General features: G+C 50.5%; 14 protein-coding genes. 5 read left to right on the top strand and 9 right to left on the bottom strand.

Translation table 11 applies throughout. The features are described from left to right. Positions 1 to 59: 59 nt before the first annotated feature. Together AC2YIT_RS27620 and AC2YIT_RS27615 are read right to left on the bottom strand one after the other, a co-directional pair. Positions 60 to 968 (bottom strand): NAD(P)/FAD-dependent oxidoreductase, encoded by a 909-nt coding sequence (locus tag AC2YIT_RS27620; protein ID WP_487281332.1) that lies wholly within the window; start codon positions 966 to 968, stop codon positions 60 to 62. A 51-nt stretch (positions 969 to 1,019) separates the two neighbouring features. Further along, positions 1,020 to 1,574: a TetR/AcrR family transcriptional regulator gene (locus tag AC2YIT_RS27615; RefSeq protein WP_430846051.1), complete on the bottom strand. Its 555-nt coding sequence runs from the start codon at positions 1,572 to 1,574 to the stop codon at positions 1,020 to 1,022. 102 nt (positions 1,575 to 1,676) lie between these two features. On the opposite strand from AC2YIT_RS27615, the gene AC2YIT_RS27610 reads away from it, so the two are divergent. Beyond that, entirely contained in the window at positions 1,677 to 2,009 is a 333-nt protein-coding gene (locus tag AC2YIT_RS27610) for a hypothetical protein (protein ID WP_430846053.1), read from the top strand. A gap of 605 nt (positions 2,010 to 2,614) precedes the next feature. Here AC2YIT_RS27610 and AC2YIT_RS27605 read toward each other — a convergent pair. From AC2YIT_RS27605 to surE, 3 genes are all read right to left on the bottom strand, one after another. Then, complete coding sequence (locus AC2YIT_RS27605; protein WP_487281331.1) at positions 2,615 to 4,933, bottom strand: DUF7133 domain-containing protein; 2,319 nt, start codon at positions 4,931 to 4,933, stop codon at positions 2,615 to 2,617. Between the two features lie 47 nt (positions 4,934 to 4,980). Continuing rightward, positions 4,981 to 6,279, bottom strand: a complete 1,299-nt coding sequence (locus AC2YIT_RS27600) for an MFS transporter (RefSeq protein ID WP_487281330.1) — start codon at positions 6,277 to 6,279, stop codon at positions 4,981 to 4,983. A 225-nt stretch (positions 6,280 to 6,504) separates the two neighbouring features. Continuing rightward, complete coding sequence (gene surE, locus AC2YIT_RS27595) at positions 6,505 to 7,239, bottom strand: 5'/3'-nucleotidase SurE (RefSeq protein ID WP_223407897.1); 735 nt, start codon at positions 7,237 to 7,239, stop codon at positions 6,505 to 6,507. 84 nt (positions 7,240 to 7,323) lie between these two features. Here surE and AC2YIT_RS27590 point away from each other — a divergent pair, with 84 nt between their 5' ends. The 3 genes from AC2YIT_RS27590 to AC2YIT_RS27580 all read left to right on the top strand — a co-directional run bounded on the left by AC2YIT_RS27590 (position 7,324) and on the right by AC2YIT_RS27580 (position 9,667). Then, a complete protein-coding gene (locus tag AC2YIT_RS27590; protein WP_430846059.1) occupies positions 7,324 to 8,226 on the top strand; it encodes a diacylglycerol/lipid kinase family protein in 903 nt (300 codons plus the stop codon). Positions 8,227 to 8,336: 110 nt separating this feature from the next. Next, positions 8,337 to 9,341: an NAD(P)/FAD-dependent oxidoreductase gene (locus AC2YIT_RS27585; protein WP_430846061.1), complete on the top strand. Its 1,005-nt coding sequence runs from the start codon at positions 8,337 to 8,339 to the stop codon at positions 9,339 to 9,341. Positions 9,342 to 9,343: 2 nt separating this feature from the next. After that, positions 9,344 to 9,667: a 2Fe-2S iron-sulfur cluster-binding protein gene (locus AC2YIT_RS27580; protein ID WP_430846063.1), complete on the top strand. Its 324-nt coding sequence runs from the start codon at positions 9,344 to 9,346 to the stop codon at positions 9,665 to 9,667. Between the two features lie 72 nt (positions 9,668 to 9,739). Here the strand turns inward: AC2YIT_RS27580 and AC2YIT_RS27575 are convergent, their stop codons facing one another. Continuing rightward, a complete protein-coding gene (locus tag AC2YIT_RS27575) occupies positions 9,740 to 10,561 on the bottom strand; it encodes a maleylpyruvate isomerase N-terminal domain-containing protein (RefSeq protein ID WP_487281329.1) in 822 nt (273 codons plus the stop codon). A 106-nt stretch (positions 10,562 to 10,667) separates the two neighbouring features. Between AC2YIT_RS27575 and AC2YIT_RS27570 the strand changes: the two genes are divergently transcribed. Continuing rightward, a complete protein-coding gene (locus AC2YIT_RS27570) occupies positions 10,668 to 11,390 on the top strand; it encodes a proteasome-type protease (protein ID WP_487281328.1) in 723 nt (240 codons plus the stop codon). Between the two features lie 95 nt (positions 11,391 to 11,485). Here AC2YIT_RS27570 and AC2YIT_RS27565 read toward each other — a convergent pair whose 3' ends face one another. The 3 genes from AC2YIT_RS27565 to AC2YIT_RS27555 form a co-directional block, all read right to left on the bottom strand. After that, complete coding sequence (locus AC2YIT_RS27565) at positions 11,486 to 12,868, bottom strand: M20/M25/M40 family metallo-hydrolase (RefSeq protein ID WP_487281327.1); 1,383 nt, start codon at positions 12,866 to 12,868, stop codon at positions 11,486 to 11,488. 131 nt (positions 12,869 to 12,999) lie between these two features. Beyond that, complete coding sequence (locus tag AC2YIT_RS27560) at positions 13,000 to 15,321, bottom strand: efflux RND transporter permease subunit (RefSeq protein WP_487281326.1); 2,322 nt, start codon at positions 15,319 to 15,321, stop codon at positions 13,000 to 13,002. 72 nt (positions 15,322 to 15,393) lie between these two features. Further along, the gene (locus tag AC2YIT_RS27555) at positions 15,394 to 16,578 is read right to left on the bottom strand and encodes a class I SAM-dependent methyltransferase (protein WP_487281325.1); all 1,185 of its coding nucleotides are present in this window, start codon (positions 16,576 to 16,578) and stop codon (positions 15,394 to 15,396) included. Positions 16,579 to 16,622 lie beyond the last annotated feature (44 nt).

Below are 16,622 nucleotides of genomic sequence, written 5' to 3'. Positions count from 1 at the left end.
GCCGACAGCCGATGGCCGACTGCCGATAACCACAAATCTACCATATTGCAACAAGCCAATCAGTACTCTTCATTGATTAATTCGTGATTGAGCCTTGCGCCGGCGGTTGTTCCTGCGGCCATAGCGCCGGTTAACCCCCTGAATGCGCCGCTGTTATCGCCGGCGGCGTATATGCCGGCTACGGTTGTTTTTTGTGCTTCATCCACTTTGATAAAGCTCTGCGGATTGAGCTCGCAACCGAGTTGTTCGGGTATCGGCGAATGCTGGACGAATGCGGGGCGGTGGTAAAGGGCGGTAATGTCGCGGGTAGTACCGTCGGCGAGGCGGAGCGATTTCAGGTAACCGTTTTCATGATCCAGTGAGGCAACGGGCTGCTCCACGATTTCTGCACCGAATGCGAGCATTTTTTCGCGCGTCGCCTCGTCGAATGTGGTTGGGCCGTTGGTATAGAGGGTAAGGTCGGCGGTCCAGTGGCGGATCATTTTAAGGTATTCCAATGCCATTTCGCCATTCATAAGGACGCCGGTACGGGCGTCGCTGTATTCGTAGCCGTGGCAGTAAGGGCAATGGATGGCGCTGATACCCCAGCTTTCGGCAAAGCCGGGGATATCGGGCATGATGTCGCGGATACCGGTGGCGAAAATCAGTTTTTTGGCTTGCAATGTATGTTCCTCGTCCACGGCCATGGTGAATGCGCCGTCCGCGCCTGTTACCTGCGTAACCAGGCCGGCGTGCATCTGTACGGTCGGGTAGGCGAGTACCTGCTCGCGTGCGAGGGCCGAGATTTCGGCGGGCGTCTTGCCGTCGTGGGTAATGAGATTGTGCGAATGCGGCGTCTGTCGGTTGCAGGGTTTTCCGCTGTCGATGATGATTACCTTACGGCGGGCACGGCCCAATGTCATGGCAGCCGAAAGCCCGGCGTAGCTGCCGCCAATAATCGCGACGTCGAATAGTTGTTGATCAGTCATGTTTGAAATACATATATGTCTCAAAAATGAGACATGGTTGGACAAAAAATTTTAAATACCTATTCCCTTACTAAATGAAAACCAGGCGAGTTCGCGTGCCTCGGCGCGACCGAGCGTCCCTTTTTGCTGCGAGTTAATGAATACCACTACTACGCTTTGAAAGAAATTGTGGATCCAGTCGACGGTCATGGCCTGGTTGATCACGCCCTCGGTGAGCAGCCGTTGCAGATTAGTTTTCCAGAGCTCGAATGTATGGTCATATTTGGAGCATGCTTCATTGGCTGCCTGGTGTTTATGGTCGTGCAACGTGTGTAGTTTGTGTAAAAAAGTGTTTTTGGAACCGCAATCGAGTCCGGCATAAAACATCGCTTCGAGCCGCTCCCGGGGATTTTCGGTCGTATTATATGCATTGAACATCGCTACGGCACAGGCTCTGCGGATTTCCTTCTGGCATTTATCCATTAACTCCTTCCGGTCCTTAAAATACCGGTGCAAAGTCCTGCGGGTCACCTGCGCCTGATCCGCCACTTTTTCCAGTGGTGCAGAGAGATCCTCGTTGAAAATCAGGATCGCAGCTTCGATAATACTTTGCTCAGTGTCTTTCATGATTTTACAAAGGTAGTGGAATGTCTCATATTTGTGACATTTTTTGCTGAAAATTTGATTTGTATTAAATTGTTAGCGATGCAGTGCTAAAATTCTTATTACATGAAATGGGTTATTCTCGGAGCGCTGACAGTTTGGATTTCGGGTTGCAGCGAAACTGGACGGTCGAGGCCAATAACTGTACCGGAAACTGCGGTTTGGAAAGGTGGCCCCGACGGTGGCGTATGGGTAGAATTTGTGTCGGTTACTTCCACCACCATTAATGCAAATATTTTTTCTGAAAACGGCCAAATTTGGGAGCGAGGCCTTTTTAAAAAGAAGGGAAGCTGTGACATAGCGAAGTCGGAGGTTGAAGATGCGATTGTCGGCTTTGACGGCAATCGCTTACTAACTTACAAGCACTGCTCATTTGAAATAAATAAGACAGCCAACTAGAAGTTTATCTCTTTTGACCTGTTAAATGGGCTTGCTTTCATTTTAAAATCAGCTGGCGACGGTGATTGTAAATGTGATCCTGGTCGGGAGGTGGTTGTTGAAAGGTCCGGAGATTTAGACAGATTAGAGTATTAGGGATTTAAGGAAATGAACGGCGAAATTCGGCAACTTACTGAAAAAGAACTGCTAGGACTCATCATTTTAATGAAGTTCGATAATACTGGCGACGCCAAGTTGATAGACTTTGTCCGGAGAAACAATAAATCTTCAATTCTTCCAAGAGTGCATTTGTTGGGCATTTACCAGCTTCGGCTGTTAAATGCCCGGCAAGACTCTTTGAGAATACAACTTGAAAAGCTCGTAAATAATATGGCCAATTTCGAGGGAAGCGACGTAAGAATGTCCATTGTAGGCCCTGAGTGCGACAGAGTGATCGTTTTTACCGACCGGGAAATTAGTCTATTGCTTGGCCTGATAAGTCATGCAGATTCCTCGCTACTCCCACCCAACAGTCAAACTTCGCTAGAAGGGATATCATAACCCTCTTTTAGCAAAAAAAGACGTCCCTTTCGAGGCGCCTTTCATTCATAATCAACAACATACCATCAAATGCCGTTCAGTTCGGCTTCGGTGAATGCTTTTTCGCGGCCGGTGAGTTTTGTGCGGACTTTGGTCACTTCTTCAGTGGTTACCTTATCGGCATTGTTGCGCCATGAGCGGCGGATGAAGCTCAGCAGCTGTGCGATGTCTTCGTTGGGCATGCCTTTGTCGTAGCCGATGCCGGGCATGTCGCCACTTACTTCCGGTGTTTGGTACACGTGGCCGTTCACCTTGACCGGGCCGGTAAGGCCGAAAAGGACGATGGAAATGAGTTTATCCTTGTTGCCGGTCACCCATTCCGATTGGTTCAATGGCGGTGCGAGTGATTTTACGCCGCCGCCGTCGGCACCGTGGCAGGTCTGGCATACTGAAGTAAATAATGCCTCGCCTTTTGGAAATTCTTTTTTGAGCATTTCCGGGTTGCGGTTACCCTGTGCATTGCGGACAGCAGTCACTACGCGTGTTAGTTGCTTGTTGAGCACCGCATTCTGATCGGACACAGTGGCAGAAATGGCGCTCTGAAAGGTTTCTTCCTGATCCTGCAAGTTACTGATAATTGCGTCGGACACGTAGCGGTTGTTCGGGTATTTGGCGGCCAGCTTGTTGAGCAGGCCGCGGGATGCATTCTGGTCAAACTTTTCGATGCTTTTGGCAAGGAACGCAATGTAAGGCGCCGCGAGTGTATCGCCCGAGTCGACTATGCCGTCAAATGCGGTGGCAAATTGCTGGTAGGAAGTAGGCGTGATCACCGACGTGGATGCATACAGCCCCTGTGCTCGGAAAGTCCAGGCCGATTGCCGGATCCAGCTCAGTGCCTCTTCGGGTTTCAGGGAATTCAAACCTTCGAGTGTCCACAATGCGTGGATGGCCAGTAATGGGTCGGCTGTTTGTTTAACAGCTTCCCGAAGCGCGGGTACCGTCTGGTTGTATTTGCCGTCGATCAATTTTTGTTGGGCCCGGTCACGGACCCAGCCGTTGGGATGGCCGAGCAGTTTCACTAATTCCTGGGCACCATCCGGAATGGTTACCGGTTTAGGATTCGAGCCTTTTGGAACAATCTTGTAAATGCGGCCTGCCGAAAGGGGCTGCGTCAGGTCGCGCTTGCCGATCTGGTCTTTCAGGTAAGGCGTCAGGTAAGTTTTGTGCTGGATAATGCCGCGGTACATGTCGAGTACGAACAGGCTGCCGTCGGGTGCATTGTAGAGGCTTACAGGCCGGAAACGCTCGTCGGTGCTGGCGAGGAACTCCCTGCCTTTGTAAGCGATATCACCTTTTACCACATATCCTTTTTCATTCAGAAAATCCCGTTTGATCAGGTTTGCGGAAGGCTCCGGTACAAATGCATTGAAATCGTAGTTTTTTCCAAACAGATCACCGCGATAAATGACGGGAGCAGCAGCTGCTGTAAACTCATTCAAACGCAGGCTGTCGTCCAGGACATTCTTCATGTAGCCGCGGTTCACACCCGGCGTGGGATGCAGTGGGTATACCTTATTATTGGCTACCGATTTCTCATTGTAACCGGCAACACCTCGCTGGTTTTTGTTCCAGGCACCGAGGCCGGCAGGGAAATAGTCGCCCAGGAGGTTTTGGGAATTGTTGTTATAATAAAGACGGCCGTAGTTATCCTGGCAAATGCCCCATTGGCCACGGAAGTGGGTATGCTCGATTACCCATTTGCCCCCGATATGACGGTATCGTTTGTCGGATTTGGCATTGTAAATCCAGTTGTCCATCGCACGCAGAAGGCCATTGGGCTGGTGCTCCACGTTGCCGCCCTCAGTGTATTTAGGGTCTACAAGCGTCTTTTTGACCACCTGGTCATTTTTCAGTTCATAAAACCAGAGATTGGTCGGCTCGGCCACGAGGATACCATTTTCGATCAGGCAGATGGCGCGTGGAAGCACGAGCGAGTCGATCAGCACTTTTCGGTCGTCGTAAACGCCGTCCTTATTTTTGTCGTCGAGGATCACGATGTTACCATTCGGGATGTCCTCGCCGGTACCGATGGTGTCGGGCATGTAGCCTACCATCTCTACGACCCACATTCTGGCTTTGTCGTCGAACTGCATAGCCACAGGCGCACTCACGAGCGGCTCCGCGGCAACGAGTCTGACTTCAAAACCATCCTCGATGACCATTTTACCGATGGTTTCGGAGGCAGGGATAAAAGGAGACTTTCCGGCATTTGAGGAGGGTTTCTCCTCCTTTGCAACAGTTGTCGTGGCGGAGGAGGTTTGCTGGCTGGTTTGCTTGTTGGTTTTACAATACACCAACATGGACGAAACAGCCAGGATCAAAAGGGGATAATGGTACTTCTTCATCAGAATGCTATGCTAGCAATATTAACAGCTTGGTGATTTTTGGTAGATCAGTTGTTTAACGATTCTTCCACCGGTTTCATATTGGACGTAAGGAAATGGATGGCAAGCCAGGCAACGATGTAGGCGAGCCCACAAACGATGAACAGGATGTTGTAGCCCGCGCCGATGTTACCTGTTCCCTTATAATGGTCGAGTAATGCGCCTACAAGCAGCGGGAAGAATGTCGAGCCGAGGGAGCCGGCCATACCGCCGATACCTACCACTGAGCTTACTGCGCGTTTCGGGAAAATGTCGGATACAATGGTGAAGATGTTCGCGCTCCAGGCCTGGTGCGCAGCAGTAGCGATGGCGATAATGCCTACGACAGTCCAAATGTCCGTCGCGAATTGTGCGAGGATAATCGGCATCACGGCGAATGCCATCACGAGCAATGTGGTTTTACGGGCACGGAGCGGCGTCCAGCCTTTTTTGATCAGGTAGGACGACAGGTAACCGCCGCCAATGCTTCCGAATGTGGTCGCTGTGTAGACGATTGCCAAATGCAGACTAGGCTTTTTAAGATCCAAGGCAAATGTGGTAGCGAAGTAAGATGGAAGCCAGAAAAGGAAGAACCACCATACAGGGTCTGTAAGGAATTTTCCGATAATAAAAACCCACGTTTGCGGAAGCGTTACCAGCTTGGTCCAGTGAATGGTTTTCTGGTTCTCGCCGTCGCCGGCTTCGTTGTCGCTGTGGATAAACGCATATTCTTCGGGGCTTACTTTCTTGTGGCGGGAAGGTATTTCGTACATCAACCACCAAAATATCAACCAGATAAAGCCAATTGCGCCGGTGATGATGAACGCGCCCTGCCAGCTGTAAGTACTTAATAGCCAGGGGACGAGAATAGGTGCAACTACGGCCCCGATACTCGTACCGGAGTTGAAAATACCGGTCGCGAGCGCGCGTTCGCGTTTCGGGAACCATTCTGCCGTCGCTTTTACCGCCGCCGGGAAGTTACCTGCCTCGCCGAGGCCCAGTATGGCACGCACAGCCCCGAAGCCGAATGTGCTTTTCACAAATGCATGCGCCACCGCAGCGATACTCCAGATGATAATGGAAACGGCGTATCCGAGTTTAGAGCCTATCTTGTCGATGATGTTACCGAACACGATATAACCGGCGGCATAGCAGCCAGCGAAAACCATCACGATGTTCGCGTAGTCGCTTTCTGTCCAGTTGAATTCTGTTTCGAGGGTAGGTTTTAATAATCCAAGAATCTGTCTGTCGATGTAGTTGATAGTGGTTGCAAAGAAGAGTAATGCGCAAATAACCCAGCGATAGTTGCCAATATTGGTTTGTTTCATGATGAGGAAAAACTGATTTCTTGGATTCAGGAATTTGTAAAAATACGTCTGTCTTGCAGATAAGACTACATTTTTCCCATTCTACCCCTTAATGGTTTTGCAAAAGACTTGAACAAAAAAGATCCCGCACCGGATTGGGGCGCGGGATCGGGGTTATAGAAGAAACGTTTTGCAAATAATTCTAACCACACTTTACTTTCAAAGTGGTGGTGTGGCTGGATTTACTTATGTAATGGGGTAAGCCAGCTGCGCCTTCATGAGCTCCGCTTCATTGGTCAGGTCGAGGCGGAGGGGAGTTATGGAGACGAATTGATTTTCAATGGCCCAGCGGTCGGTGCCTTCTTCGGCGGGTTCCAGCGGAACCACGGTAAACCAGTAATGCTTGCGGCCCATCGGATCGAGCGCCGGGACGATATTGTTGTCGTACAGCCGCACCGATTGCCGTGTCCAGCGCACGCCTTTGGGGTCGTGCGGGAAATTGACATTCACCAGATTCAGGTGCGGGTTCTTGAAAAGCAGGTCCAGCGCCTTTTCCACAAACGGATCGAGTTTCTCGAAATCGGGTTCGACGTCGGTAGGCGTGCTCAATGCGATGCCTTTAATGCCGAAGAGCACTGCCTGTTTGGCTGCTGCTAGCGTGCCCGAATGCCACATCGCATTCCCCAGGTTAGGTCCCAGGTTGATACCCGACAGCACCACGTCGGGTTTGTCCCACAAGTGTTGCCCCAATGCCACGCAGTCGGCAGGTGTGCCGTTCACGCGGTAGGCATCGATACCCTCGAATTCGATCGGGGACTTTTTATAGGAAAGCGGCCTGGACGCCGTAATAGCGTGACCCATCGAGGATTGTTCCACATCCGGGGCTACTATTTTCACCTCTCCGAACCGCGAGGCAATTTTGGCAAGCGCCGCAAGGCCCGGGCTGTATATTCCATCATCGTTCGTTACCAGGATTTTCATAACGTATAGCGTTTTCGGGTGATTATTAATAAAATTATGCCTGGTATGTTTTTTATAAAGCCGGGGTATGCTATACATCCTGATATGAAAAAAACGACCCTTTTACACAACCCGACAGCCGGGGATAATGACTTTTCCAAGAAGGAGCTGGTCAAACTGATTAAGAAAGAAGGCTTCGAATGCACCTATTCGTCCGTAAAGGAGGAAGGCTGGGATACTTTCGAAAATGACACCGATTTCCTGATCGTGGCCGGAGGAGACGGAACTGTCCGGCGGGCGGCCAAAGCGCTCATGAAACGCAAGCGGCTCGACAAGCAATACCCGCTGGCCTTATTGCCGCATGGGACCGCCAACAATATCGCCACCGCATTGCAGATTGAAGGGCATCCAAAGGAAATTATTCCGCACTGGCATCATTACCGGCTCAAACCGTTCGATATCGGCCGCGTACATGGCGTGGGCGAAGACTTGTTTTTCCTGGAAGCATTTGGTTACGGTATTTTCCCGCGCCTGATGAAGGTAATGAGCAAAATAGAAGGCGATATCGGCGATACCGCTGAGGAAAAGCTCAAAGCAGCGCGTGCCGTACTGCTCGAAATCGTGCAAAATTATGAAGCCCGGCCCTGCACTATTGTGGCTGACGGTGTGGAGCATTCCGGTAATTATATGATGGTGGAAATCATGAATATCCGCTCCATCGGGCCAAACCTCGTGCTCGCGGGTGAGGCCGATCCGGGCGACGGGATGCTCGATGTGGTGATGGTTTCGGAAGAAAGCCGCAGCAAATTCGAGTCGTTTCTGCTCAGCCGCATTAACGATGAGGACAAGGAGTTCAGTTTTTCGACCATTCGCGCCAGGAAGGTGAAGATTTTCTGGGACGGAAAAGACGCACATATCGATGACGAGCGGCTGAAAATCGAAGTGCCCGTAGAAGTGGAGATCGAAATATTGCCTGATATGCTGCAATTTATGATCACAGAGGGCTAGTGCTATAACTTTTGGTTATAGCGGATAACCAATTGTGATTGGCTAACTATGTGAATGAGCACTACTTTTGGAATATCAAATTTTTCCAAAGTTCTCATTCACATTGAATTATGATCCATACAGATATTTGCATCATTGGAGCGGGGCCGGTAGGGCTCTTCGCGGTTTTCGAGGCCGGATTGCTCAAAATGCGTTGCCACCTCATCGATGCCCTGCCCGTAGTGGGCGGCCAGCTTGCTGAAATTTATCCCCAAAAACCTATTTACGATATTCCCGGTGCGCCGGCCATCATTGCCGAAGATCTTGTGAACAACCTCATGAAGCAGATCGAGGAGTTCAAACCGGGATTTACATTGGGCGAAAGAGTGGAAGCACTCGAAAAACAGGACGACGGCAGTTATGTGGTACGAACCAACGAGGGAACGGACGTGCATTGCCAGGTGGTGGTTATTGCGGCAGGGCTCGGGAGCTTCGAGCCGCGGAAGCCGGCCGTGGAGCAACTCGAATATTTCGAAGGTAAGGGCGTGCATTATATGGTGAAAAAGCCGGAGCAGTTCCGCGGACGGAATGTGGTGCTGGCCGGTGGCGGTGATTCCGCGCTCGACTGGACGATCTTCCTCGCTGATATCGCCTCCCGCGTTACGCTCGTACACCGGGGTGATACCTTCCGCGGCGCGCCGGATTCGGCCGAAAAAGTGTATGACCTGGCCGGAAAGGGCAAAATCGACCTCATTCTGCAAGCACAGGTAAACAAACTCGGGGGTAATGGCGTGCTTAAAGAGGTATCCATTTTGGGAAATGATAAATCAGTTACCACGATTCCCACCGACGATTTCATCCCGCTTTTTGGTCTTAGTCCCAAACTCGGCCCGATTGCCGACTGGAGTCTGGGCGTCGAGAAGTCGGCGGTGATTGTGGACACCTTCGATTATTCCACAAATGTCGAGCGCATTTACGCGATCGGTGATATCAATACCTATCCGGGTAAGCTGAAACTCATTTTGTGCGGTTTTCATGAAGCGGCAATTATGATGCAGAGCGCATTCAAATACGTTTACCCCGATCAGAAATTAAGTTTCAAATACACCACTGTTAACGGTGTTAATCCATTTTAGCCATGATCAATATATTCATAGAGAACGATTTAGGAGAGCGCCAGGCGCTGGAAGTACCCACCGATATGGGCTTCAACCTGATGGAAATCCTCAAAGCATACGAATACGACATCCAGGCTACCTGCGGCGGAATGGCCCTCTGTGCAACCTGCCATATCGAAGTGCTGGAAGGCAAGGAAAAGTTGCCGGAATCCAATGACCAGGAGCTCGATACGCTGGATACATTGCCGAATGCCGACAGTAACAGCAGGCTTTCATGCCAGCTCCGGCCGTCCGACGAAATGGACGGGTTGGTGTTTCGCCTGAAAGCATTGCAGGAAGCTTGAAATAAGGTTATTAGAATTTTGGAATAATAGTACATAAACCTCCGCTGAATGGCCAGCGGAGGTTTTTAGTTTTCAGGCCATTACTGCAATAAGGTTTAATGTAATGCCTGCAAGTTCTTTATTTCCAGTTAAATGTGCATTTGTTAATGCCTCGTCCGGTTTAATGGCTTTGGTAAAAAGCTTCCAGGCGGTATCGGCGTCGAGGGTAAGCGATGCTTCGGGTGCTTTTCCGGAAGTTTCATCGATTATCCAGCCATTTTCTGTTTTAATCAAAAACCATTCAAACTGCTCGTCCAGCTCAATTCGTATGCGTATGGCCGTGCCCTTGGGCGCCTGCGTGTGCCTGTACGTGTACGGGAGCCCGCGCAGGAAGGTTTCGATGAGCGGACGAAACAGCCGGGGCGTCATAATGCCGGGTTTATTTACCGCATCGCGGATCTGTTGCTGGTGATGCCATTTCTCGGTGTATTCACGGGCAATGTGGAACCAGTTTTTGGAAACGGTTTCACCAGCCCAGGATACCGAAAAAATCGCATCGGCTTCCAGGTCCTGTTCTGCCATGATTTGTGAATATTGTTTGCCGGTACTTTCGAGCAATTCGGTAAGGAGGGCAGGGCTCATTCGTTTCGAGGCTTTTACCCAATCCGCATTCAACTGGTTCAGATAAGCTACCAGATCGTCATAGCTGTTGATTTCCCGGTCGGGCGCGGTGAAATGGCCGTCGCGGTACATGGAGATTACACGTATATTGCCGTCGAGCAAATGCGCGGCGACGTCGCGGACTTTCCACAGGCGGGCGACGGTCGGTTTCTCCCAATCTTCGGACTTGAGGGATTTAAGTAATGCAATAAGGTGTTCGTCGAGCTCGGCAAACAGGTGAACCGTGTGGATCATGGCGGCGGTGTGGACTTATTTGGCCTTAAATATCGATGAAAAAGGGATTTGTTGTGATGTTCAGAATGTGATTTGGTATTTTTGGGCCGGTTCAAAGTGCAGAAAAATGACTTATTGTTTAGGAATAAAAGTAAAAGAAGGCCTCGTTGCCCTGGCCGATACGCGGATCACCGCAGGTACCAATACCACTACTAAAAAGAAGATGTATGTCACCCAGCAGGACAACTATTCGATGTTCATTATGACCAGCGGGTTGAGGTCCGTACGCGACAAAGCGGTGCATTATTTTGAAGAGTTGATCAGCGAAGGCGTCGTTTACAACAAGCTGTACAAGGCTGTAAACGCATTTGGAGAGCAGATCAAACGGGTAGCCGAAGAAGATAAGGCCAGCCTGGAAAGGTCGGGCTTGAAATTTAACCTTAATACCATTGTGGGCGGCCAGCTGAAAGACGACAAGGAGCACAAGCTGTTTCTCCTTTATTCGGAAGGCAACTGGGTGGAGCTTGACGAAGGCTCGCCGTATGTAATCATCGGTAACTCCGGTCAGGGGAAGGCTATATTGAATCGCGTACTCAATGAAAATTCGACGATGAAGCAGGCGCTGAAAGCCGGGTTCCTCTCATTCGATTCAACGCGCGTGAGCAACAACGATGTCGATTTTCCAATCGACGTGGTATTGTACAAAAAGGACAGCTTCGCCATCGCCGAACATCGTTACGAACAAAAAGATATGGAAGAGATATCCAGAATCTGGGCCGAAAAGCTTAAACAGGCGCTGGACGATATCCCCGAAGAATGGATGGAAAAGACTTTCGAAAAACTGGAATAGCAAAAGGGAACCGAAAGTCCCCTTTGCCATTAACAAGGGCCAGCGGCCCGACACATTTCGATCCAGGGACTTCAGTCCCTGGGACAAGGGATGGCCTAAAGGCCATATTTGTCGATGAGGTACAGCATAGAAGCCATGGCCGCTGCTCCCAGCTCCAGTTCACGCTTACTGACAGTCTCAAACTTATCGTTGGCCGCATGGTGGTAGTCGAAATACCGCTGCGTATCGGGCATTAATCCCAATAGCACCGTACCCTGCTGCGCCAGCGGCCCGATATCCGCACCGCCGCCGCCGGGTCCCAGTTCGTGAACCCCGTAAGCCGCGAATAGTTTTGTCCATTGCTGGATTTTAGCTTTTTGCTCTGGTGTACCTACAATCCCGAAGCCGCGGGGTGAAAACCCCCCGTGGTCCGATTCAATGGCCGCGATATGGGCCTCTTTTCTGGATTTGGCAGAATCGGCGTAGGTAACGCCACCCTTCATCCCATTCTCCTCGTTCATGAACATAACCGCACGCAACGTGTTATTGGGCTGGTAGCCTAATGCTTTCAAAATGCGCACCGCCTCGATGGACTGCACGCAGCCGGAGCCGTCGTCATGCGCGCCCTGGGCAAAGTCCCACGAATCGAGGTGACCACCTACGGCAATGTATTTGTCGGGAGTGGTTTGCCCCTTTAATTCCCCGATCACATTGTGCGACGGCGCATCGGGAAGCGTTTCGCAGTTTTGTTCGAAGTAGAATTCTGTTTCGGGATTTGTTTTCAATGTACTGGACAACAGTTCGGCACCGTTGGTACTGATGGCCGCCGCCGGGATCATCGGCGCGCCGCTTGCGTAGCGCATGCTGCCTGTGTGTGGGAAATCGTCGAGGCGCGTTGTCATGGAACGGGTAATGGAACCTATCGCACCCAGTTTGGCGGCTTCGCTCGCGCCCGCAGCGCGTTGCTCTACCGCACCTGCGTAGGCCTCGAAGGTATTGATTTTGGTAGCGTCCATCGGGCGATTGAAGAACACAATTTTACCCTTTACTTTCTCGGTGCCCAGGTCGCGAAGCTCCTGGAAGCTCTTCACCTCGATTACTTTGCCTTTGATACCACCTTTGGGAGTAGCGATCGAACCGCCCAGTGCCGCTATGGGAACCTCCGTTTTTTGTTTGCCAACAATGATCTGCGCTTTCTCCTTCGCTCCGCGCACCCAATGCGGAACCATCACATTTTGCAGGAACACATGATCGAAACGCTCGCCTTCCATCACCGATTTGGTATAAACGACAGCTTTGGCAGCACCTTCCGAGCCGCTCAGCCTCGGCCCGACCTGCTGGGTCAGGTGCCGGAGCCATTCGTAGGATTTGCCTTCCCCGAGTGCCGTGTTGTAAATTTTACGGATAAAGATAGAGTCGGCTTCGAAGTCGGTTTGGGCCGAAACGGGAAACGCTATCCCCGTAATGGAAAGGGATAGCGCTGTAAAGAATTTCTTCATTTGGTGACAGGAGTTTTGGAGTTGTTAGAGTTATAGGTTCAAAGTTTATGAGTTTAAAGTAAACATAATTAAACTTTGGACTCATAAACTATAGACTCGCAGACTTTAAACTCTAAACTCATAAACTCCATTTAGCTCGGTTTCACATCTTTTCCCTGACGTTTGGCAATTGACAGCAATAATGCAGGCAAAAGGATCAGGTTGGTACACATCGCCACCAGCAAAGTGATCGACACCATGACACCCATCGCAGCCGTTCCGCCGAAGCTGGACGCCGCGAAAATCGAGAACCCGCAGAAAAGGATCACTGCCGTGTAAATCATGCTCAAACCGGTCCCGAAAATAGACGCCGTTACGGCCTTCGATGGGGTAAGGCCTTTTTTGTACAGCTCCTCGCGGTAGCGTGTCAGGAAGTAAACCGTTCCGTCGGACGCGATACCGAACGTAATGCTGAAAATGAGGATCGTCGTCGGTTTGAAATAAATATCGAAATAGCCCATGATACCGGCCGTCAACGCGAGCGGGATCAGGCAGGGGAGTTTGGATAGCAGGATAATGGGAATGGAGCGGAAAAGCGCCATGCCCACAATCGCGATCAGGACGATCGCAATGATGAGGCTCTCGTACAAATTGCTGAGCAGGTAATCGTTGCTTTTCAGGAACACCAGGCTGTGGCCGGTGAGGCCCACCTTGTATTGCTCTGGACTGAAAATCGAATCGACTTTCGGACGGATGCGGGCCATCAGCTCCTTAATGCGCTCAGAACCAACATCGGCCATCTGAAAACTAACCCTGGTAACGCTTTTATCCTCGTTCAGGAATGAAGTCAGCTGCTTTGCTGCGCCTTGCTGGCTTTGCAGATAAGGGGCCATTTTATTCAGCTCCAATACGCCGGGCAGCGCGTAATATTTGGCATCGCCGCCGCGGTAGCCCTGGTAGAGGAATTTGGATGCCTCGACAATGGAAACCGGTTTCGAGAACTCGGGAAACTTCGCCATTTCGTTTTGCAAAGCCTTGATCTTGTACAAAGTCCTGGCCTGGTCCGCAAACACGCCGTTGGGTTGTTGGGTATTGATCATCACCTCGAAAGGCAATACGCCATTGAAGTTCTTCTCAAAAAAGCGGAGGTCGGTGTACACCACATCTTTTTTGGGTAAATCATCCACCACATAACCGATCGTTTGGATCTTGGTCATACCGAACGCCGAAACGACGATCAATACCACCATGGCAATGTAAATCTCTTTCCGGCGGTTGTGGACCAGGCTGTTAACCATCCTAAGGAACCCGAATGCCCATTTTCCTTCAAGGTGCTTCAAATGGCGGGGCTTGGGTGTACTCATGTAATGCAGGGTAATCGGCAGTAGCACCAGGCAAAGCACATAAGTGACCATCACGCTGATGGCTGCCACCACACCAAATTCCACAAGCAGAATACTATTGGTGAAATAAAACACGCCAAAACCAATCGCCGTCGTCATATTCGCCAGGAACGTCGATAACCCGATTTGCCGGATCATTTCGCGCAATGCCTCGTCCTTGTTGTTATGCGACACGAGCTCTGCCTGGTATTTATTGATCAGGAATACGCAGTTGGGGACCCCGATGACGATGAGCAGTGGCGGTATGAGGCCGGTAAGGGCGGTGATTTTGTAGTTAAATAAATGCAAAATTCCCACTGAGAATACCACGCCGATGAGCACTACTACAATGGAGAGCAAAGTAAGGCGGAACGAGCGGAAAAAAGCCCAGAGAATGAGCAGCGTGACGAATACCGCCAGCCCCATGAAAAGCTCCATTTCACCGGAGATCTTTTTCATATTCACTGTCCTGATATAAGGCATCCCGGAATAATGCAGATCGGTATTGTATTTGGCGGCGAACGTTTCGGACATTTTTTCAATGTCGTCGACGATCGTCAGGCGGCGTTTCGAATTGAGCTCCTTATCGTTGAAGGTGATAACGATCAGCGTCGCGTTAGTTTTGCTGTTGAGTACCAACCCTTCGTAGATAGGGAGGTTGGCAATCTCTTTTTTAATGCTGTCGGCCTCTGCCTGGGTGTTGGGAATATCGCGGATAACCGGGGAAAAATCGAAACGGGTGAGGCTGTCGTTGCGGGCGATTTTGTAAACATTGGCCAACGAAAGCACGTTCTTGATCCCTTCCGTCTCCTTAATTTGCTGCGCGAGTTTGCACCAGTCGCGGAATTTGTTGATCTCGAAAAGCTGCGGGTCCTGCCAGCCGATCACCATCACACTGCCGTCTTCGCCGAAAAGCTTGCGGAAGTCCTGGTATTCTTTCTCTACGGGGTCGTTGGAGGGCAGGATGCGTGCGAAATTGTAGGAGAGTTCAATTTTGCTGGCTTCATAGGCCATGAAGACCGTCGATACTAACACTAATGCAACCCACAAAAGCCGGTAGCGGATGATGTAAGTTGCTATTTTATTCCACATAATTAATTATTCAGTTCACAAAAAGTTGCAAATATAGCTACTACGAAGGGAAAAAGGGGCATTTTTGACGCTTCAAATGCCGGTCAATCTCTCAAGATGATGGTACTCAATGCCAAAGAACCGCTTGGCTTCCCGGATCTTTTCGAGCGCTGCCGCCTGCGATTTTTCCGTCCGGCTGCCCCTTGTTCCCACTATCAGGACGTTTTTAGGGGTATGGGCATCGGAAATAAATTCGAACACCTTCGTTTTGTACCCAAAATATTCCAGTACCAGCGCGCGGATACCGTCGGTTACCATTTCCGCCTGCCTTTCAAGGAAAATACCGTGCCGGGTCAGAAAACTGACGTCATTTTCAGTCTTATGTTTCTCGATCTGCCTGCGGATTTGCTTGTGACAGCAGGGGGCGACTACGATCAGATCGGATTCGGCCTGGATGCCTTTGAATATGGCGTCGTCGGTGGCTGTGTCGCAGGCATGCAGCGCGATGAGGATATTCGTGCCGGCAGCATCAAACTGGTCGATCGTACCTTCCCGGAATGACAGTCCTTCGAAACCGGCGTTTTGAGCGATCTGGTTGCATAATGTCACCAGATCCTCCCGGAACTCGATGCCGGTCACTTCCGGCGTGAGTTTCAGTACATTTTTAAGGTAGTCGTATAAGGCAAATGTGAGATAACCCTTCCCCGAGCCCATATCCGCCACCCTGACTGTATTTTGCGGGTCGATTTCCCTGATCAGGCTGCTCAGAATGTCGATATAATGATTGATCTGCCGGAATTTGTCCTGGGCATTATGGAACACATTACCCTGCTGATCGGTGATTTTGAGATCGAACAGGTAGCTTTTGCCGTTGGATGAAATGAGCCGGTTTTTGTTCTTGTCGTGGCTCAGAGAAGGCGCATCCCGGTTGGCGACGGCCTTTTTCTTCAAGGTAGCCTTGCCGCTGGGGTGCATTTCAAAAAGCACGTCCGAATCCGTCATTTGTAAAGTCGCCACGCGGAAATCGCTGCCGAGCCATTGCGCAAGCATCCCGATCACCTCTTCGTACGTGTGGTTTTTGGTAATGTCCCGTGTTTTGTGGCGGTAAGTAAGGCTTAACCGCGGCTCTTTCTTGATAAGGACTTTCTTGATATAGATATTTTTCAGGCTTTCGTCGGCGCCGTGGTAGTTGCCGAGCGAGAGTTTGACGAACGAGCGGTTATGGAGACTATTTTCGCTCTCGGTAATGAATTCCTGAGCCTTTGCGGTAACATTCATGAGGGTGCTTCAATCTTTTCTATAAAAGTAACGAGCAAATGTGC

Source organism: Dyadobacter sp. SRI_021, assembly GCF_057586235.1.
The sequence above is the reverse complement of the archived record's forward strand: the minus strand, read 5'-3'. Positions and strand labels throughout refer to the sequence as shown.